The 20,955-nt window shown below is 65.5% G+C and carries 15 protein-coding genes; 13 read left to right on the top strand and 2 right to left on the bottom strand.

Features of this window, described 5'->3' with window-relative positions:
• Positions 1 to 200 precede the first annotated feature (200 nt).
• The gene (gene metH / locus MU582_11870; protein UPK73147.1) at positions 201 to 3,689 is read left to right on the top strand and encodes a methionine synthase; all 3,489 of its coding nucleotides are present in this window, start codon (positions 201 to 203) and stop codon (positions 3,687 to 3,689) included.
• Positions 3,690 to 3,920: 231 nt separating this feature from the next.
• Here metH and MU582_11865 read toward each other — a convergent pair whose 3' ends face one another.
• Entirely contained in the window at positions 3,921 to 4,910 is a 990-nt protein-coding gene (locus MU582_11865; protein ID UPK73146.1) for a type IV toxin-antitoxin system AbiEi family antitoxin domain-containing protein, read from the bottom strand.
• Between the two features lie 304 nt (positions 4,911 to 5,214).
• On the opposite strand from MU582_11865, the gene MU582_11860 reads away from it, so the two are divergent.
• The 6 genes from MU582_11860 to MU582_11835 all read left to right on the top strand — a co-directional run bounded on the left by MU582_11860 (position 5,215) and on the right by MU582_11835 (position 11,993).
• Positions 5,215 to 5,874 carry an HAD family phosphatase gene (locus tag MU582_11860; protein UPK73145.1) on the top strand — a complete coding sequence of 220 codons (660 nt, stop codon included), beginning with the start codon at positions 5,215 to 5,217 and terminating at the stop codon, positions 5,872 to 5,874.
• 170 nt (positions 5,875 to 6,044) lie between these two features.
• Positions 6,045 to 7,604 (top strand): ABC transporter substrate-binding protein, encoded by a 1,560-nt coding sequence (locus MU582_11855; GenBank protein ID UPK73144.1) that lies wholly within the window; start codon positions 6,045 to 6,047, stop codon positions 7,602 to 7,604.
• An 80-nt stretch (positions 7,605 to 7,684) separates the two neighbouring features.
• On the top strand, positions 7,685 to 8,713 hold the full coding sequence (locus tag MU582_11850; protein ID UPK73143.1) for an ABC transporter permease: 1,029 nt from the start codon (positions 7,685 to 7,687) through the stop codon (positions 8,711 to 8,713).
• A gap of 1 nt (position 8,714) precedes the next feature.
• On the top strand, positions 8,715 to 9,638 hold the full coding sequence (locus MU582_11845; protein UPK73142.1) for an ABC transporter permease: 924 nt from the start codon (positions 8,715 to 8,717) through the stop codon (positions 9,636 to 9,638).
• On the top strand, positions 9,635 to 10,705 hold the full coding sequence (locus MU582_11840; GenBank protein UPK73141.1) for an ABC transporter ATP-binding protein: 1,071 nt from the start codon (positions 9,635 to 9,637) through the stop codon (positions 10,703 to 10,705). Before MU582_11845 ends, MU582_11840 begins: the two co-directional genes overlap by 4 nt.
• Positions 10,689 to 11,993, top strand: a complete 1,305-nt coding sequence (locus MU582_11835) for an ABC transporter ATP-binding protein (protein ID UPK73140.1) — start codon at positions 10,689 to 10,691, stop codon at positions 11,991 to 11,993. Before MU582_11840 ends, MU582_11835 begins: the two co-directional genes overlap by 17 nt.
• Here MU582_11835 and MU582_11830 read toward each other — a convergent pair.
• On the bottom strand, positions 11,981 to 12,862 hold the full coding sequence (locus tag MU582_11830) for a PD-(D/E)XK nuclease family protein (GenBank protein UPK73139.1): 882 nt from the start codon (positions 12,860 to 12,862) through the stop codon (positions 11,981 to 11,983). The two genes, MU582_11835 and MU582_11830, sit on opposite strands and share 13 nt — an antisense overlap.
• 235 nt (positions 12,863 to 13,097) lie before the next feature.
• Here MU582_11830 and MU582_11825 point away from each other — a divergent pair, with 235 nt between their 5' ends.
• From MU582_11825 to MU582_11800, 6 genes are all read left to right on the top strand, one after another.
• Entirely contained in the window at positions 13,098 to 16,136 is a 3,039-nt protein-coding gene (locus MU582_11825; GenBank protein ID UPK73138.1) for a discoidin domain-containing protein, read from the top strand.
• A gap of 63 nt (positions 16,137 to 16,199) precedes the next feature.
• Positions 16,200 to 16,925 carry a FadR family transcriptional regulator gene (locus MU582_11820; GenBank protein ID UPK73137.1) on the top strand — a complete coding sequence of 242 codons (726 nt, stop codon included), beginning with the start codon at positions 16,200 to 16,202 and terminating at the stop codon, positions 16,923 to 16,925.
• A gap of 95 nt (positions 16,926 to 17,020) precedes the next feature.
• A complete protein-coding gene (locus tag MU582_11815; protein UPK73136.1) occupies positions 17,021 to 18,358 on the top strand; it encodes a sugar ABC transporter substrate-binding protein in 1,338 nt (445 codons plus the stop codon).
• A 7-nt stretch (positions 18,359 to 18,365) separates the two neighbouring features.
• Positions 18,366 to 19,280, top strand: a complete 915-nt coding sequence (locus MU582_11810; GenBank protein UPK73135.1) for a sugar ABC transporter permease — start codon at positions 18,366 to 18,368, stop codon at positions 19,278 to 19,280.
• Positions 19,277 to 20,155, top strand: coding sequence for a carbohydrate ABC transporter permease (locus MU582_11805; protein ID UPK73134.1), 879 nt, complete (start codon positions 19,277 to 19,279; stop codon positions 20,153 to 20,155). Before MU582_11810 ends, MU582_11805 begins: the two co-directional genes overlap by 4 nt.
• Positions 20,152 to 20,952, top strand: a complete 801-nt coding sequence (locus MU582_11800; GenBank protein UPK73133.1) for an SDR family oxidoreductase — start codon at positions 20,152 to 20,154, stop codon at positions 20,950 to 20,952. The genes MU582_11805 and MU582_11800 overlap by 4 nt, the downstream gene beginning before the upstream one ends.
• Positions 20,953 to 20,955 lie beyond the last annotated feature (3 nt).

Here is a 20,955-nt window from a genome sequence, read left to right as displayed (position 1 = left end):
CCACGGGTCGATCAGGCCGAGGGGCTCCCTGTGACTCTCCACCCGTCCAGAGTAGGCGCCGCCACCGTCAGACCATCCGGCGAGACCCTCGTCTCACTGGTGGAGACGTGTGTCCACAGTTCGAACAGCGACCTCGTAGACTCGAGGAGTCCTGCGGCCGCACAGCCGCACTCCCCGAAAGCACGGAGTTGATCGTCACCATGCCTGCGTCCCCAGTGTCCCTGCGAAGTGCGCTCGCCGAGCGCGTCGTCGTTGCGGACGGGGCGATGGGCACGATGTTGCAGTCGTTCGACCTGGACCTCGATGACTTCGAACAGCACGAGGGCTGTAACGAGATCCTGAACGTCACCCGGCCCGACGTGGTTCGTTCGATTCACGACTCGTTCTACGAGGTGGGCTGCGACTGCGTCGGCACCAACACCTTCGGCGCAAACTTCGGCAACCTCGGCGAGTACGACATCACCGAGCGTACGTACGAGTTGGCGCGTGCGGGCGCGGCGATCGCGCGGGAGGCGGCAGACGCCTGGTCGACCGACGACCACCCGCGCTGGGTACTCGGTTCGCTCGGGCCCGGTACGAAGCTGCCGACGCTCGGCCATGCGCCGTTCGCCGTACTCCGTGACTCCTACGAGGACGCAGCGCGCGGACTCATCGAGGGCGGGGCAGACGCGATCCTGGTCGAAACCGCGCAGGACCTCCTGCAGGCCAAGGCCGCCATCATCGGCGCGAAACGCGCGCGTACGACCGCCGACTCCGCCGTGCCGATCATCGTCAACGTGACGGTCGAGACGACCGGCACGATGCTCCTCGGCAGCGAGATCGGCGCGGCGCTCACCGCCCTCGAACCCCTCGGCGTCGACTTGATCGGGCTCAACTGCGCGACGGGTCCGGCCGAGATGAGCGAGCACCTCCGCTACCTCGCGCGTACGTCGAGCATCGGTCTGGCCTGTATGCCCAACGCCGGGCTCCCGCAGCTGACCAAGGACGGCGCGCACTACCCGCTGACGCCCGAAGAGCTGGCAGATGCGCACGACACGTTCACCCGCGACTACGGCTTGTCGCTCGTCGGCGGGTGCTGCGGCACCACGCCGGCGCACCTGCGCCAGGTCGTCGAGCGCGTACGCGGCCGAAAGCTGGCCGAGCGTACGCCCAGCTCGGAGCCGAGCGTTGCCAGCCTCTACCAGAGCGTGCCGTTCCGTCAGGACGCTTCGTACCTCGCGGTCGGTGAGCGTACGAACGCCAACGGCAGCAAGGCGTTCCGCGAAGCGCTGCTGGAGGAGCGCTGGGACGACATCGTCGAGATCGCGCGTGCGCAGATCCGCGACGGATCGCATCTGCTCGACCTGTGCGTCGACTACGTCGGCCGCGACGGCGCCGTTGACATGAAGGAGATCGCGTCGCGGCTCGCGACCGCGTCGACGCTGCCGATCATGCTCGACTCCACAGAGCCGCCGGTGATCCAGGCGGGTCTCGAGCTGCTTGGCGGGCGCTGCGTCGTCAACTCGGTAAACCTCGAGGACGGCGACGGTCCGCAGAGTCGGTACGCCCGGATGATGCCGCTGATCAAGGAGCACGGCGCCGGTGTCGTCGTGATGTGCATCGATGAGGAGGGGCAGGCGCGTACCGCCGAGCACAAGGTGGCCATCGCCGAGCGCACGATCGACAAGCTCGTCGACGAATGGGGCCTCGACGAGGGATCGATCCTGGTCGACACCCTCACGTTCACGCTCGGCACCGGGCAGGAGGAGAGCCGGCGCGACGGAGTCGAGACGATCGAGGCAATCCGGCTGCTGAAGCAACGCCGACCGAGGGTGCAGACCGTACTCGGTCTTTCGAACATCTCCTTCGGGCTCAACCCGGCGGCACGGCAGGTCGTCAACTCCGCGTTCCTGCACGAGTGCCAGGAGGCGGGCCTGGACGCGGCGATCGTGCACGCGAGCAAGATCCTGCCGATGAACCGCATCCCCGACGAACAGCGCGAAGTCGCGCTCGATCTCGTGTACGACCGGCGGTCCGAGGGCTACGACCCGCTGCAGAAGCTGCTCGGATTGTTCGAGGGCGTCAAGGCCGCGGACGCGAAGGCGTCTCGTGCGGAGGAGCTCGCGGCGCTGCCGCTGTCGGATCGGCTTCAGCGGCGGATCATCGACGGTGAGTCCAACGGACTCGACGCCGACCTGGACGAAGCGATGGCCGGTGGGCAGACGGCGCTCGAGATCATCAACGACGAGCTGCTGGAGGGCATGAAGGTCGTCGGGGAGCTGTTCGGCAAGGGCGAGATGCAGCTGCCCTTCGTACTCCAGTCGGCCGAGACGATGAAGGCCGCCGTCGCCCATCTCGAACCTCATATCGAGAAGACCGAGGACGACGACGGCAAGGGCACCATCGTGCTGGCGACGGTCAAGGGCGATGTGCACGACATCGGCAAGAATCTCGTCGACATCATCCTCACCAACAACGGCTACAACGTGGTCAACATCGGCATCAAGCAGCCGGTCAACGCGATCGTCGAGGCCGCCGAGGAGAACCGCGCGGACGTGATCGGCATGTCCGGTCTGCTGGTCAAGAGCACAGTCGTGATGAAGGAGAACCTCGAGGAGCTCAACTCGCGCGGGCAAGCGGGCGAGTTCCCGGTGCTGCTCGGCGGCGCGGCGTTGACCCGCGGGTACGTCGAGGAGGATCTCGCGGAGCTCTACGAAGGCGACGTTCGCTATGCGCGCGACGCATTCGAGGGATTGCGGCTGATGGATGCCCTGGTCGCCGTGAAGCGCGGCGTACCCGGCGCCGAGCTCCCGCCGCTGCGCAAACGCAAGGTCCGTTCGCGTACCGCGGCCGCAACTGCTGAGCCGGTGGAGGTGCCTGCGCGGTCCGACGTCGCAACGGACGTCGACGTGCCCACCCCGCCGTTCTGGGGTGACCGCATCGTCAAGGGTGTGCAGCTCGGCGACTTCGCCGGCTGGCTCGACGAGCGGGCGACGTTCATGGGGCAGTGGGGCCTGAAATCGTCGCGGGCCGACGACGGTCCTTCGTACGACGAGCTGGTCGAGTCCGAGGGACGCCCGCGGTTGCGGATGTGGCTCGACCGCATCCAGACCGAGGGCATCATGAAACCCGGTGTCGTCTACGGATACTGGCCGTGCTTCGCCGAGGGCGACGACCTCGTCGTACTGGATGCGGAGACGCAGTCGGGCGAGGTGGCGCGGTTCTCGTTCCCGCGCCAGCAGCGCGGACGGTTCCTGTGCCTAGCGGACTTCTTCCGGCCCAAGGACTCCGGCCAGCTCGATGTCATCGGTCTCCAGCTGGTGACCATGGGCGCCCATGTCAGCGAGGTGACCGCCGAGCTGTTCGAGCGCAACGCGTACCGCGACTATCTCGAGCTGCACGGGTTGTCGGTGCAGCTGACCGAGGCGCTGGCGGAGTACTGGCACGCTCGCGTACGCGCCGAGCTCGGGATCGGCGGCGACGACGCGGCCGAGCTGTCGGGGATCCTGAAGCAGGGCTACCGCGGGGAGCGCTACTCCTTCGGCTACCCGGCGTGCCCCGATCTCGAGGACCGCGCGCAGATCGTACGGCTGCTGCGCCCCGAGCGCATCGGCGTCTCGCTGTCTGAAGAGCTACAGCTCCACCCCGAGCAGTCCACCGACGCGATCGTGCTCCACCACCCCGAGGCGTCCTACTTCAACGCCCGCTGACCGCTGCCCGTGGTTTGCGGCGGCGGCCGCATGGACGGGGCGCGGTTTGCCTTGGTCCCAAGGGAGTCCGCGCTTCCCAGGGGGTGTGTGCTGTGGGGAGTGCGTGTTTGTCGTGGAGTGTGCGACGCATCCCGCGGTTTGCCTTGGTCCCAAGGGAGTCCGCGCTCTCCCAAGGGGTATGTGCCGTGCGAGGTAGCAGTCCACGTTGGGGCGTGCCGCAAACGGGCGCGACTACGCGACGACAGTACGATTGCGCGTGTACAAGCGACGACTCTGGTCGAGCGCCTCATGGAGGGTCCGTGCCGTGTGCAGGCGTTTCGATGATGTGAGCTCGATCCAGATGATGCGGGTGACGCCGAACAGCTCGGCTCGGATCAGGTTCTCCCTAACCTTCTCGCGCATTACCGCATCGCTGATGCTTTCGCCCGGACGAAGGTAGCGGCTGTATTTGGCTGCGCCATCGAACTCAGCGACGTGGCGGTACTCGTGCCAGGCGAAGTCGGTACGACCGATGAGGGTGCCCGCATCGTCAATCACCTCGAACTGCGGCTCCGGGAGGGGCAAGTGCTGCTCCCAGCACAGGTAGAACGTCCGTGACTCTCCCACACTCTCGACGCGTGGGTCGGCGAGGCCGATCGCGATTCGTGCCCCGCGTGAACCCGGCCAACGACTGAAGGCCGCAGCCCGCGACCGGAGTGTTTCCGCTGTCACGATGCCGCGATGGAGCGCGGAGTTCGTGGACACCAACCCGCGCTCGATCGTTTGGTCGCAACCGGCCTGCCAGACTGCGTGGGCAGGGTTCATGGCGCGAACGGCTCCGACCGACACGACATCGGCCTCTGGCTCCACTGGGAACTCGTGATAGCGCACACCAGCTTCCTTCCGGCCAGTGCGTCCGTCGATTCGCACAACATGCACCGTGGTGAGGTCGTCGCTCCACAGTTCGACGCCCTGCACGGCGCATGCCGAGATGCCGGCCAACGCGTACCGGTCGCCGAGGCGGTGATGCACCGCCCGAGCGAGAAGTGCATGGCGTTCCGTCGAATCGAGCGATTCCACGTACGTCGAGGGGGAGTAGTAGCCGTGGCGGAGTCGCACGAGGTATTTCGCGCGAACCGCTTGGCGTAGCTGAGAGTCACGCATGCCGCAGTCGATAGCCTCGCCGCGGGTGAAGAACCCACCACGCTCGATCGCCCAGGAGAAGAATCCGTCGTCATTCATGCCCTGCAGGGTGCGGTGGACTTGCTCAACTTGTTCGGCCATCACGTACGCCTGGGGAAATCTGGGAGACCCGTGACGGTCTGTGGACGGATTCCGGCGTGAGTGGCGCGCTTGCCCGTTCGTCTCGGACTCGCTCCGTACCTCCCACGGCGGGTTGTCACATCCCACGCGACGTGTGCCTTGGGGAGGCGCGGTTTGCCTTGGTTCCAAGGCAAACCGCGCGGGTGGCCCGCACGACCCAGGGCAATTCGCGGGCGGTAGGGGAGCGCAACGGGCCGCGGACGGCGGCTGAGAGAATCGCGCTATGCAACAGGGACTTCCGGCCGCGGTCCTGTGGGACCTCGACGGCACCATCGTCGACACCGAACCGCTGTGGATCGAAGCGGAGTACGACCTCGCGCGGCGCCACGGGGCGGAGTGGACGAAGGACGACGCGCTCAAACTGGTCGGCAACGACCTGATCGACTCGGGCCGCTACATCCGCGAGCGGATGAACCTCACCATGACGGCCGAGCAGGTCGTCGACGAGCTGGTCACTGTGATGGCCGAGCGCATGGAGGGTCCGCTCGACTGGCGACCCGGCGCCCTCGATCTGCTCGCAGACCTGCGTACGAACGACGTGCCGACCGCGCTGGTGACGATGTCGTACCGCGCGATCGTCGAGCCGCTCCTGCGCCGGCTCCCGGCCGACAGCTTCGATGCGGTCGTGGTGGGTGACGAGGTCAGCGACGGCAAACCGCATCCGGCCCCGTACCTCACCGCAGCGCGCATCCTCGGCGTCGACCCGGCCGACTGCGTTGCGATCGAGGACTCGCCGACGGGTGCGGCATCGGCCGCTGCGGCGGGCTGTCGGGTGCTGGCGATCCCGCACCACGTCCCCGTACCCGCATCGGCGCGCACTGCCGAGCGCGACACCCTCGAAGGGCTCGACGCCGGCCGCCTCCTTCTCGCGGTTTCGGCCTGAGACCGTACGTCTTGCACCCTTCTGCATGGGCGGCGCCAGATCGTTGCAGGATTGCGATGCTGTAGCGTCCGTCATCGTCTTTACACGACGACCGTCACTAGTAGGGTGTCCACATTCTGGTATGTCGGCTCTCCGACGACGGGGTTCCGCGAAACGAGAGGTATTGGGCTGTGAAGAAGATCCTGGCCTTGGCCAGCGCGGGTGTGCTGGCTCTGTCGCTGGCGGCATGCGGCGGCGACGATGACAGCGGTGGCGCAGCCGGCGGCACCGGCGAGCCCTGGACGCTCGGTACGACCGACAAAGTGACGGCCCTCGACCCCGCAGGTGCGTACGACCTCGGCTCGTCCACGCTGCACTACGCGATCTACCAGACGCTGCTGACCATCCCCGCGGGCGAGAACAAGCCCCAGGGCGATGCGGCCGAGAAGTGCGAGTACAAGGACCCGAAGACGGTCGTCTGCACGCTGCGCGACGGGTTGAAGTTCTCCAACGGCGATGAGCTCACCTCATCCGATGTGAAGTACTCCTTCGACCGCAACCTGAAGATCGCCGACCCCAACGGCGCTTCGACGCTGCTCGCGAGCCTGAAGGACATCGAGACCCCCGACGACAAGACGGTCCAGTTCAACCTGAGCAGGCCCGATACGACGTTCCAGTTCGTGCTGACGCACTCCTCGACCTCGATCGTCGACGAGGACGTGTTCCCGGCCGACAAGATCGCCGGCGACGCCGATGTCATCGGCTCCGGTCCGTACGTGATGGACGACTACGAGTCGGGCCAACAGGCGTCACTGAAGAAGTCGGAGACCTATCAGGGCGCCAACGAGGGCAAGTCGCCGCTGATCTTCGTCAAGTACTACCCGGAGTCGTCGAACCTCAAGCTCGCGATCCAGAACGACGAGGTCCAGGTGGCATGGCGCAGCCTGAGCCCGACCGATCTGACCGACCTCGAGGGCAACGACAGCGTCAACGTCGAGAAGGGCGAGGGCGCGGAGATCCGCTACTGGACCTGGCAGCTCGGCACGCCGGTCGGCAAGGACAAGGCGATCCGCCAGGCCGTCGCGCAGCTGGTCGACCGGCAGGCGATCTCCGACCGTGCGTACGAGGGCACCGTCGACCCGCTGTACTCGCCGGTCCCGCCGGGCTTCCCGGGTCAGGTCGACTCGTTCAAGACCAAGTACGGCGAGCCGAGCGTCGACAAGGCGAAGGCCATCCTGCAGAAGGCGGGCGTCAAGACTCCGGTCGACATCACGCTCGGCTACACCCCGTCGCACTACGGCCCCAATGCCGTCGATGAGGCCACCGAGCTGAAGAGCCAGCTCAACGACAGCGGTCTGTTCAACGCGACGACCAAGAGCGCGGAGTGGGAGCAGTACCAGAACCTCTACAAGGAGAACGCGTACGACCTGTTCATCCTCGGCTGGTTCCCCGACTTCCTCGACGCCGACAACTACCTGTCGCCCTTCTTCGTAGACGGTGGCTTCTACGCCAACAACTACAAGAACCCGGAGATCAACAAGCTGGTGGCCGAGGAGCAGGGCACCGATGACGCGGCGACCCGAGAGAAGGCGTTCGGCAAGATCCAGGACATCGCCGCCGAGGACGTCCCGACGGTTCCGACCTGGGTCGGCAAGAACGTCGCCGTGACCCAGCCGGGCATCGATGGCGTCAAGGAGACTCTGGACCCCGCGTTCATCTTCCGGTTCTGGATGGTGTCGTACCAAGGCTGACCCGTACGAGGGGAGGGGTTGCTCGATCCGGGCTCCCCTCCTCTCGGCGTGTCAGCGCCCGTAGCTGAGAGGGAGGTTCGATGGCGGCCCAGGCCGGTTCGTTACCCCGCTACATCGTGCAACGCCTGTTCCTCATCATCCCGATGGTGTGGATCCTGCTCACCCTGGTTTTCCTGCTGATGCGGGTCGCCCCGGGTGACCCCGTCTCCGCATCGGTCGGCGGCCGGTTGTCGGAGGCAGCGCTCGACGAGCGCCGCGCACAGCTCGGCCTCGACCGGCCGCTGATCGTCCAGTACTTCGACTACCTCGGTAGTGTCCTGCGACTCGACTTCGGCAGCACGATCACCGATAACCAGCCGATCCTCGACGTGGTCAAGGAGAATGGCGGCGCCACGCTGACGCTCACGGTCTCGGCACTGCTCATCGCCCTGGTTATCGGCATTCCGCTCGGGTTGCTGGCCGGGCGCATGCGCGACACCACGAGCGATGCCGTGATCCGGATCTTCGGCATCATCACGTACGCCGCCCCGGTGTTCTACACCGGTCTGCTGGTGCAGATCCTGTTCCTGAAAGCCTTCCCGGGCTGGCCGCTGCTCGGCGACAGCGACACGATGACGACCTACAACGTGCCGAGCCGCACCCACATCCTGCTCGTCGACGCGATCATCGCCGGCGACAGCACTGCGGTAGCCGACGTCCTCCAGCATCTGATGCTTCCGGCGGTCACGCTCGCGCTGCTGATCTGCGGCATCTTCATCCGGCTCACCCGAGTCAATGTGCTGCAGACCTTGCAGGCCGACTACGTCGAGGCTGCCCGCGCGCGCGGCATCAAGGAGAGCAAGGTCGTCCGCTCGCATGCCTTCCGCAACGCTCTCGTTCCGGTCGTCACCATCGTCGGCCTGCAGGTCGCGCTGCTGATGTCCGGCGCGGTGCTCACGGAGAAGACGTTCGCCTGGCCAGGACTCGGCAACCGGCTGATCGACTACATCGAAGGGCGCGACTACATCGCCGTGCAGGGCATCATCAGCCTGTTCGCGATCGTCGTCGTCGTGGTGAGCCTGGTGATCGACATCATCAACGCGATGATCGACCCGAGGGTGAGGTACTGACATGGGTCTCTGGAACAAGCTCACCTCGCCGATTCGCAATACCAGCGGTCTGGGCCGCTGGGTTCTGCTCTCCGGCATCATCATCGTCGGGTTCTTCGTGATCCTGGCGGTCTTTGCTAACTGGATCGCACCCTTCGGGTTCGCCCAGAACTCCGCCGACGGCGTCGACTTCCCGCAGAAGGCCGCTCCGGGCGGCGACCACCTGATGGGCACCGACGGCTTCGGTTACGACGTGTGGTCGCGGGTCGTGTTCGGCTCGCGTACCGCGTTGATGGTGATCGTGCTCGCGGTGCTCGGGTCGCTCATCCTGGGCCTGGTGCTCGGGTTGATCTCGGGTTACGTCGGCGGCTGGCTCGACCGCATCCTGGTGCTGATCATGGATGCGCTGTACGCGTTCCCGTCGCTGCTGCTGGCGATCGTGGTCGGCTTCCTGCTCAGCGAGAAGATCGGCGCCGGTGTGGTCTCGGCCGCACTGTCGCTGACCGTGGTCTATATGCCGCAGTACTTCCGGGTCGTACGAAACAGCACGGTGAGCGCGCGGGAGGCGACGTACGTCGAGGCCGCCCGTGCCATCGGCGCCCCGGGGCGTACCGTCATCAGCCGCTACCTGTTCGGCAACGTGATCCAGAGCGTCCCGGTGATCGGCACCTTGAACGCCTCCGATGCGCTGTCGACTCTGGCTGCGCTCGGCTTCCTCGGTCTCGGTATCCAACCCAGCGACGGAGCAGACTGGGGTTACGACCTGAGCAGTGCGCTGGAAGACGCCGCCGCCGGCATCTGGTGGACCGGAGTGTTCCCGGGTCTGGCGATCGTGCTGGTGATCGTCGGCCTGACACTGGTCGGTGAGGGTCTCAACGAGACCATCAACCCGACGCTGCGCAAGCGACGGCTGAAGAAGATCACCGCAGAGGAGACGGCGAAGTGAGCGATCCGACGACCGCCTCAGAACCAGCACCGGACGTCGCGCCGAAGGACGCCGTGCTGTCCGTACGCGACCTTCGGGTCTGGTACGGCACCGACCACGGAGCCGCAAAGGCCGTCAACGGCGTCAGCTTCGACATCCGGCCGGGCGAGACGCTCGGGCTCGTCGGAGAGTCCGGATGCGGTAAGACCACCCTCGGCCGCGGCCTGCTCGGCCTGCTGCCGCGCGGAGCCTTCGTCGACGGAGACATCACGTTCAAGGGCTCGAAGATGCCCCCTCTGGGGAGCAAGGAGCACACGGCGCTACGCGGCCGTGAGCTCGGGATGATCTTCCAGGAGCCGATGACCCGGCTGAACCCCCTGATGCGCATCTCGGAGCATTTCTCGGAGGCGCTGAAGGCACATCATCCGGATATGCCCGACGACGAGATCCAGCATGCCTCGCTCGAGGTGCTACGTGTCCTCGGCATTCCCCCGACGCGGTTCCGGTCGTACCCGCACGAGTTCTCCGGCGGTATGCGCCAGCGGCTCACGATCGCTCTCGCATTGGTGCTGCGACCGTCGTTCATCGTCGCCGACGAGCCGACGACCGCGCTCGACGTACTCGTCGAGGCACAGATCATCCGCATCCTGGCCGACGTACGCCGCGAGTTCGACACCTCGCTGCTGCTGATCACCCACAACCTCGGCATTGTCGCCGAGGCCTGCGACCGGGTCGCGGTGATGTACGCCGGACGCATCGTCGAGATCGGCGACTCGAGGGCGGTGTTCCGGGATCCGCAGCATCCGTACACCCAGGAGCTGTTGCGCTCGACGATCTCGTTGCAGACAACGGGTTTGAACTTCATCCCGGGTGCGCCGCCGGACTTGATCGATCCGCCCGGGGGCTGCCTGTTCCATCCGCGTTGTCCGCATGCCATGCAGGTGTGCGAGTCGAAGGCGCCGGTGCCCCTGAACGTACCGCCCGACCAACGGGTCGAGTGCTGGCTGCACGGGCCCGACGACGCGATTCCCGAAGGCGGACGCACCCGCCTCGAGCGAGAGGAGCTGAGCGTTGCCGACGAAGCATGAGGACGCTCCGGCGCCGGACAACGCAGCGGGCGCGGCGCCCCTGATCACGATGCGCGACGTCGAGGTGCATTTCCGGCTGCAGGGCAGTGGGTTGTCCCGGCTGTTCGGACGCGACACCGGATCCGTCAAGGCCGTCGACGGTGTGACGCTCGACATCGCCAAGGGCGAGGTGCTCGGACTCGTCGGGGAGTCGGGCAGCGGCAAGAGTACGCTCGGGCGCTCGCTGCTCGGGCTGGCGCCGGTCACCGGCGGAAGCATCCACTACGGCGACCGCGCGATCGGCGAACTCTCGAACAGCGAGCTGCGCTCGATCCGCCGCGACCTGCAGATGGTCTTCCAGGACCCCAGCGCCGCGCTCAACCCGTCGATGGACATCGAGACGGCCGTCGGGCACCCGCTGAAGATCCACAAGATCGCTCGCGGCGCTCAGTTGCGCGAGCGGGTCGTCGATGCGTTGGAGCGGGTCGGGCTCTCGCCGGCCGACCAGTTCCTGAAGAAGTACCCGGGCGACCTGTCCGGCGGGCAGAAGCAGCGGGCCGTGATCGCGCGGGCGATCATCCTCGACCCGCAGCTGTTGGTCGCCGACGAGCCGATATCGATGCTCGATATGAGCGTACGCTCGAAGATCCTGCAGCTGATGCTCGATCTCAAGGCCGACCTCGACCTCACGTACGTCTACATCACGCACGACCTCGCGAGCGCGAAGTTCTTCTGCGACCGCATTGCGATCATGTACCTCGGCCGGATCGTCGAGCTCGGCTCGACCGATGAGATCTTCAACAACCCGAAGCATCCGTACACCAAGTCGCTGGTCGCCGCGATTCCCGATCTCGACCCGGATCGGGCGGGCCCGCGTGAGGTGCCCCGGGGTGAGATCCCCGACGCCGCAAGCCCGCCGCTCGGGTGCTCGTTCCATCCGCGGTGCCCGGCGGCGTTCGACAAATGCGGCTGGGAGAGTCGCGACCTTCGGGTGCTGCTGGAGACGCACTGGACGCAGGTGCCCGAGGCAGACTACGAGCGCGAGCGCGCCACCATCGGCGAGGTCGACGAACTCGACGTACCCAGTCACACGGCACATGTGCCTGCCGGTAAGGACAAGACCGGTGTGGACGTCGACGACGTGCTCACCAAGATCAAGGACGCTGATCCACAGGAGCCGCTCTGGAAGGGCGTCGCCGGTCGCGACGTACGCCCGGACGGCGTCGAGGTGACGTTCGAGCCGGGGGAGGACCCGAAACTTCGGACGGCCGGCGATGTGCAGGTCGCGTGCCACCTCTACCCGGAGTGATCGGCGTCGTCGGCGGTCGGTAGCGGCGGCGGCGTGCCGCCCCATTCGGGGCAGTGCGCCTTGTGGTCGCACCAACCGCACAGCGCGCTCTTGCGGGGACGCCAGTTGCCTGTCTCGGTGGCTCGCGCGATCGCGTCCCACAGAGCATTGACCTTGCGCTCGGTGGCGAGCAGATCGGCCTCATCGGGTGCGTAGCGCAGGATCTCGGCGTTGCCGAGGTACATCAGCTGCAGCAGCGTCGGCACGGTGCCGCGGGTACGCCAGAGCACCAGCGCGTAGAACTTCATCTGAAACAGAGCCTTGGCCTCGAACAGCTCGCTCGGAGACCGTCCGCTCTTGTAGTCGACGACGCGCACCTCGCCGGTCGGCGCGACGTCGAGGCGGTCGATGTAGCCGCGGATGAGCAGCTTGGAGTCGAGTACGTGCTCGACGTACAGCTCGCGGTCAGCGGGCTCGAGCCGGGTCGGATCCTCGAGGGTGAAGTACTTCTCCAGTAACGACCCGCATTCGCCGAGCCAGTCGGCGAGGTCACGCGCGTCGTCACCCTCGAACATGGTCGCCAGCTCCGGCTCCTGCTCCAAGAGCGCTTCCCACTGCGGGCGTACCAGCTCGACGGCGCGCTCGAGCGTACGATCCGACGCCGGCTCGTCGTACAACGACTCCAGCACCGAATGCACGACTGTGCCCCGGGCCGCCGCCGCACTCGGCGCCTCCGGCAGCTTGTCGATGACGCGGAACCGGTACAACAGCGGGCAGGTCATGAAGTCCGACGCACGACTCGGCGACAGGCTGCCGACGACGTGCACACCGTCGACGGGCGTACGCGGGTCGATGTCGTCGGTCGGATCCTCGACCAGATCGGAAGCCATGACCTCACGTTAGGCCAACGCACCGACGGTCTGGGTAGCACGCGTCTCAGCGCGTCAGTCGCGAGCAAGGCAGCGGACCGCTTCGGAGTTTCGACGCCCGGCTCGGCACCCAGATTTTGCTCATCCGGAAACGAAAGCGTTGACCGTCGAACCGTTCGACCTTACGCTCAGCGGACAGAGGTCTTACCTGTGTGCGCAAGGCTCGCATCGGGGCGGCCGGGAGGGACGAACGATCATGCACCCGTCACCGCGTCCGATCTGGTACGCACTCGTCGTCGCCGTACTGACGGTGGGATTGATACAGGCAATTCCCGGATCGGCCGCACGGCCGCAACGGGGCCAAGTTCCGTCGTCCTCTACAGAGTCGACGAACTGGGGTGCGGAGGGGGAGACCGCGATCATCGATGGTGCGAGTAGGGGACGTCGGTTCGACGGTGTCGGTGCGCTGAGCGCTGGTGGGTCGTCTCGTCTGCTCTACGACTACCCGGCCCGGCAGCGCGGACAGATTCTTGACTACCTTTTCAAGCCCGGATACGGCGCGGCTCTGCAGATGCTCAAGGTTGAGATCGGCTCCGACGTCAACTCCACATCCGGCTCCGAGCTGACCCATCAGCGCACGAACGGTGAGGTCGACTGCGGACGTGGGTACGAATGGTGGCTGATGAAACAGGCCAAGCGGCGCAACCCGGACATCACGCTGTCGGCGCTGGCCTGGGGAGCACCTGGCTGGGCTCGTGGCGACGATGGCACCCCTGATGGTGGCTTCTACTCGCAGCTGACGATCGGTTTCTACCTGAGCTGGCTAAAGTGCGCGGAACGCCATGGCCTGCACATCGACTATCTCGGCGGCTGGAACGAGCGCGGATACGACACACAGTGGTACGTACGGCTGGCCCGCGCCCTCGATCGGCACTATCCGTATGTGGATGTCGTCGCGGCCGACGACTGCTGTTCGGCCAAGCTCTGGCGGGTGGCCGACTCGATGGCCGAAGACCGCGCCTTCAAGGAGGCGGTTGATGTCGTCGGCGTGCACTTCGCCTGCGGACACCGGAGCGAGTACACCGACTGTGCCAGCACGCCCACCGCGCGTGAGCTCGGAGAGCCGTTATGGATGAGCGAGAACGCGGCGGGCAGCCGTGACGTCGGCGCGGCGCCAATCGCCAGAGCGCTGAATCGGATGTACATCGACGCCCGGATGAGCTCCTATACGAGCTGGTCGCTCATCTCGGCGTGGTATGCGAATCTGCCGATCGCCGACAGCGGTTTGATGGTCGCGGAATGGCCATGGTCCGGCTTCTACGACGTCGGCAAGAGTATTTGGGCGAACGCGCACACGACCCAGTTCACCGAGCCCGGCTGGCACTATCTCGACACCGGCAGCGGCCGGCTTGACTCGGGCGCGACGTACACCAGCCTGGTCTCTCCATCGGGCCATGACTTCAGCACCATTGTCGAGGGGATGGATATCGCGCGGCCGACCACTGTGCGGTTTGATCTCGAGAACCTCCCGCAGGCCGAGTTGCAGGTGTGGAGCAGCGACCTGAGGTCGGGCACACACAAGGATGGAGAGCTCTTCCGCCACGAGGGTGCAATCACACCACGCGGTGGATCGTACGAACTTGAGGTCGAACCCGGGCACCTGTACTCGGTCAGCACGCGAACTGACGCGGGCAAGGGAGATGCGCTGCCGTCGTCCGATGTGCACGAGCAGTTGGAGCTGCCGTATGAGGAGGATTTCGAGGGAGAGGGGCGAAGCGAGGAGCTCGCCCGCTACTTCTCCGATGTCAATGGCGCGTTCGAGATCGTGTCGTGCGGTGGTGGACGTGCTGGCCGCTGTTATCGCCAGCAGACGCCCGAACAGCCGGTTACGTGGAACGACTCCGGGTTCCTGCCGCCGACCACGGTGGTCGGCGACCCACGATGGTGGGGCGACTACACGGCACGGGCAAAGGTGCTGCTCGACGGCGCTGACTACGCCGAGGTGATCGGACGGGTCTCCAGCCAGGTGACGGGCACTGAGAACGTCGTCGGCGGATACCACCTCCGCGTTGGCACGGACGGCTGGTCGCTGTACTCAGTCGATCCGGGAACCCGCCGGCGTATCGAACTCGCCTCCGGCGAAGCGGCGATCGATCCGCACGAGTGGCACCGTGTCGCGCTGCGGATGCGCGGTGACCGGCTTACTGCGCTGCTCGACGGCACCCGTATCGCCCGGGTGCACGATGCCAGGCACCTGCAGGGCAACGTCGCACTGCAGACTGGAAAGTGGGGACACGCTCAGTTCGACGACGTGGGTGTGACTCCCACCGCGACGGCGCCGCGGACGATACCGAAGGACCAGTTGTCGGTCCAGGCATCCAGCGACCATGGCTTCTATCAGGGCGATAGCCTGCGCGCATCCAACGCGATCGACGATCGACCCGAGACGGTCTGGCAGACCGAGTTCGATCCGCTTGCAAGACCGCCACATACCCTGACGCTCGACCTGCATCGCCCCCGACAGATCAACGGCCTCCTCGTTCGGCCACGCATCGACGGATCGACGACCGCCATGATCACCGACTACCGGCTACAGACGAGTCGCGACGGCAAGACCTTCCGTACGGTCGCATCGGGAACTTGGAGTCGTTCGTCGTCGACCAAAGCCGTCGTCCTGGATCGCCGACGGACTGCGCGCTACGTGCGTTTGGCCGCTCCCGCCGGCGGTTGCGGCGAGGACCCGGCCTCGCTGTCCGAAGTCGACGTCATCGCCCGGCCGGGTCCGAGTCTGACGACGACGCTGCCCGAGGACACCGGAGGCCCGGACGATCCCCGATTCGATCACGTAGTGCCACAGTCGGAGATGTCCGCCACTGCGACGAGCAGCTACGGACCCGGCTACGAGGCTTGCCGTGCGATCGACGGTGGTGATCCGACGACCTTCTGGCATACCTCGCCGGCCGCCACCGGGCCGTTGCCGGCCTCGTTGACACTGGACCTCGGGCGTGAGCACGACGTGAACGGGCTCGGATATCTGCCCCGCCAGGACGGTAACGCGAACGGTACGATCTCCGACTACAACGTCTACGTCAGCACCGACGGGACGAACTTCCAGAAGGTCGTCGAGGCTGGCACATGGCCGAACGGGGCCGCTCGCAAGTACGCGACCTGGCCGGCGGCGCGGGCCCGTTACCTGCGGCTCGAGGCGACCAATGGCGTCGCCGACGTCGCATCGGTGGCTGATCTGGAGGTCGCTGAGCAGATGTCGGGCGGGCAAGACAGCGATCAGCGATAGGTCCAACCGCCGCACCGCCTGCATCATTAGGCTGAATCCGCCCTACGAGCCGAAGGTCTTACTATGTGGCAGCAAGTGACCCAGCAGGGGAGTGTTTCCGCGCGAATCGTCCGCCAAGTCGAGCAGCTGATTCACGAAGAGAGCCTGCAGGCCGGTGATCGGCTTCCGTCCGAGCGCGAGATGGCACAGTTGCTAGGCGTCAGCAGACCCTCGCTGCGCGAGGCGGTACGAATCCTGGAGGCGCACGGCAGACTCGAGGTCAAGCACGGCCGGGGAGTATTCGTTCGGCCGCCGTTGTCCGAACAGGAGCTGCGTGCATCCCTGGTCGACCAGGAGATGAACCTTTCTGAGCTCTACGCGATGCGTGAGGTGCTCGAGGTTCCGGCCGCGGGGTGGGCCGCAGAGCGCACCGACGATGCTGACCTGAAGCGACTTCGCTCGATGCTGGACCAGATGGACTCGGTAAGGGCACCCGAACCGGACTTCGACGCCCTCAGGCAGCTGGACACGAACTTCCACCTGTCGATCGCCGAGATCGCCGGTAACCGTTTCCTCCAACAGACGAGCCATGTGCTGAGCGAAATGCTGGTCTCCGGAATGGAGACCACGCTGACGATCCCCGGGCGGGCAGAGTTGTCGCGGCAGGACCACGAACGCATCTATGCGGCGCTCTCGCAGCGCGACCCGGGCGCGGCCCGGCGTGCCGCACGATCGCATATACGAGCCGCACACCGCGCAGCAATGCGCCGAATCGAGGCTCAACAGAAGGCGCTCCGAGGACGCGACTGAATAGGAGACCTCGGCGCTCGCGATCTGACCTATTGCGGTCATGTCACCAGAGGTCTAACCTCTTGGGAAGTTTTCCAGTCGGGAGGGCGACAGAGATGCCGCAACCAAGTGAGTCCGGGCGTAGGCATTCGTGGCGCCGTCAGGTGCGGCGCTGTTCCGCGATCGCTGCCGTAGGTACGTTGGTGTTGACGGCCGCAGCGTGCGGCGGCGATGACTCCTCCGCCGGAGGCAAAGGCGACAGCAAAGGGACGATCACCTTCGCCAACTGGGCATCGGCCGAGACGACAACTCGACCGGGCATCAATGCGCTGATCAAGGAGTTCGAGAAGCAGAACCCCGGGATCACTGTGAAGAGCGAAGCACTGTCCTTCACCGACATCGGTCATCAGTTGGTGCTGCGTACGCAGTCCGGCAACCCGCCGGATGTCGCTCAGATCGCCGGCAACGACACAGCGTCTCTCGCCGCCACCGAGTCGCTCGTAGCCCTTGACGACTTCGCTGATGATTCGCTTATCGCGAAGCTCAACCCGGCCGACGTCGACGCCGGGACGTACAACGACAAACTCGTCGCGTGGCCGTGGACCGACTCCCCGCAGGGCTTCTGGTACAACAAGTCGCTGATGCAGAAGGCCGGACTCGATCCGAATAGGCCGCCGACAACCACCGACGACCTGATGGACGCGATGACGACCATCAAGAAGAAGTTCCCTGACGTCATCGGTCTCGGCATCGACACCACGAACCGGTCGTTCGGTCTTGACTCGAACTGGTCGTGGATGCGCACGTTCGGCGCTGAGCCGATCGCTGACGGCAAGGCGAACGCTGACACGCCCGAAATGCAGGAGTACCTGTCGTTCATGCGGGAGATGGCCGACAACGACCTGATCCAGCCGAACGTCAAGGTCGGCGATTTCCGTCCAATGGCCGCCGAGGACCAAGTCGCGTTCATGTGGGACCAGAACCTGATGCAGGGCGTCGTACAGGACACCAACGGCATGTCCGACGAGGAGTTCTACGACACGTGGGGTGTGACGACCCTCCCGACTGCATCGAGCGGTGATTCGTACGCAGTGGGCGCTGGGCACCAGCTCGTTGTCTTCAACGACTCACCTGACCAGGAGGCCGCATGGAAGTTCGTGGAATTCCTGTCGATGAACGATAAGTCCATCCAGGACTACACGATCCCGGTCGCCGCGTCGTTCCCGCCGGTGGAGAAGCCGACCGGCGAGATCGCGAAACAGCTCGACACACCTGTGAACAACGAGTTCTTCGAGAAGATCAACCCCACGTTGACCACACCGCCGTATGGACAGGAGTACACGCAGGGGTTCGGGCCGATCATGGTGGGCGTACAGAAGGCGATCACCAGCGACGCATCGATCGACGACATCGCGTCATCGATGCAATCCGACCTCGAGTCCGCACTCGGTTGAGGTACTGGTGACGATCACGACCGAGGCGCGGCCTAAGGTCCACCCGCGCGCCAAGCGGCGGCGTGCACCGTGGTTCGACTGGATGATCGCACCGACGCTGATTGTCTTGGGCGTGGTCATCGCGTACCCCGTCGTACGCGCGGTGATGCTATCGACTACGGACTACAACACCGTTAGCCCCTATCCCGAGCAGGGCGTGGGATTGGACAACTACCGAGACCTATTGCAGAGCGCGACATTCTGGACGGCATTGCGTAACACGGTCGTCTACACATTCGGCTCCGTTGCTGTGTCCTGCGTGGCCGGCGCAGCCCTCGCGCTGCTGACCGAGAATCTCGTCGGGAAGTTCCGACTAGCGAAGACGTTACTGCTCACGCCGTGGGCGGTGCCGTTCGTCGTCGTTGCCTTCCTCTTCCGGTACGCGCTGGAGGAGCAGAACGGTGTCGTGAACGAGATTCTCTCGAACCTCGGGATCATCGACCAGAACGTGTCCTGGCTCGCCTCCTCTACCTGGGCGATGCCGTCAGTCATGGTGGCCAATATCTGGGTGCAGACACCGTTCTTCGTGCTCATCTTCGCTGCAGCGTTGGCCGCGGTCCCCAACGAAGTGATCGAAGCCGCACGGGTGGACCGCGCCCGGGTATGGGCGATGGTCGGCCGCATCAAGCTTCCGTACATGCGCAACGCGGGCATGATCGGTGTACTGCTCATGGTGATCGCGAATTTCAACGACTTCGAGAAGATCTGGGCGATGACGGAGGGCGGTCCGGCGTACTCCACAACGACGCTCGTCGTCTACGTCTACCGCGAGGCGTTCCAGAGCTTCAACCTCGGGTACGCATCCGCGATCGGCGTCGTGTGGTTACTGCTGTTGCTCATCTTCGCCGTGTTCTACGTACGACGGATGCAGAGGACGACATGACCGACACGGCTAGGCCGACGGCACGCGTCAGGACCCGCCGACGGTTCACGATCGGTACGCTTCTGCAGACGATCGCGGTCGTCATCGCGGTTGTCGTCGCACTGGCGCCGGTGTATTGGATGGTCGCGACGTCCTTCAAATCGGCGTCTGAGGTGGCACAGCTTCATCCGACGTTCTGGCCCAAGGACTTCACGCTCGAGAACTACGACAAGCTTGTCGGCGAATCGCTTCCGTTCATGTCCTTTCTGGTGAACAGCGTCGTCTCGTCCCTCGTCTCCGCGGTCCTGACGATCGTCATCTCGGTGCTCGGCGGCTACAGCCTCTCGCGCGGTAAGTACCGGCTGCAGGGACTGATGGGCTATCTGGTGTTGATCGTGCGCATGTTGCCGCTGGTCGTGCTCGTCGGGCCGCTGTACCTGTTGCTGCTGAACGCCCACCTACTGAACAGCATTGCAGGACTGGTCGTCGGATACACCTCGTTCGTCGTGCCGTTCGGCGTCTGGATGATGAAGGGCTTCTTCGACGGCGTCCCGAAAGAGGTCGAGGAAGCCGCCCGCATCGACGGCTACCCGCGGTGGCAGATCCTGTTCCGGGTTGTGCTGCCGCTGGTCTGGCCGGGCGTGTTCACCACGGCGACCTTTGTGTTCATGGAGTCCTGGAACAACCTCCTGTACCCGCTGACGTTCATCAACACGCTGGAGAACCAGACCCTCCCTGGTGGCCTGCTTCTCAGCTTCACCGGACAGTTCAAGACGGACTGGGGTGGCATGATGGCGGCGTCTTGTGTGACGACGTTGCCGTTGATGATCGCCTTCTTCGCAATCCAGCGCTCGATCGTCCGCGGGCTCACAGCCGGGGCGGTGGCCGGTCAGTGACGGGATCGACACCCGAAGCACGCAGACCCGGCTGTATCGTCACCGGCGCGGCCGCTGGCATCGGCCGCGCGATTGCGGTGCGCCTCGCGTCCGACGGGTACGCCGTCGCCTGTGTAGACCGTGATGCTGAAGGCGTACTGGAGACGTGTGCGTCCATCGGCGACGCGGCCGAGGCTCTGGTCGTCGATCTCGGGGACCGTGTCCGGCGCCGACAGGTGGTGCCTCAGACGGTCGAGAAGTTCGGACAAGTGGAACTGCTGGTCAACAACGCGGCTTACCACGGTCCGCGGCTGGGTCTCCTCGATCTGCCTTTGTCCGAATGGGACCGCGTTGTCGAGACCAACCTGATCGCCGCCGTCGACCTCTCGCGCGCATTCGCCGACCACGTGAGCTCACGGGGGATCGGTTCGATCATCAACATCACCTCGATTCAGGCGGCGCTGCCAGTGGCTACGTACTCGGCGTACGGCGCAAGCAAGGGTGCGATCTCTGCGATGACGCGATCACTGGCGGTCGAGCTCGCACCTTGGGACATCCGGGTCAACGCGGTCGCGCCGGGCGTAATCCACACTGACGCATTCCAACGCAGCCTTGAGGACGCGGACGACGCTCTCGTAGAGGCGCCCGCCGCGGCGCTGCTGGGGCGCGGTGGCCGACCGGAGGAGGTCGCGGGAGCGGTCTCCTTCCTTGCCTCCGATGACGCTTCGTACATCACCGGTGTGGTCCTGCCCGTCGACGGCGGTCGACGGATCAGCCGAAAACCCGATCCGTTCGAGACCGGATTCCAGGCTAAGTGAGAG

Source organism: Nocardioidaceae bacterium SCSIO 66511, from assembly GCA_023100825.1.
Taxonomy (GTDB): domain Bacteria; phylum Actinomycetota; class Actinomycetes; order Propionibacteriales; family Nocardioidaceae; genus Solicola.
The sequence above is the reverse complement of the archived record's forward strand: the minus strand, read 5'-3'. Positions and strand labels throughout refer to the sequence as shown.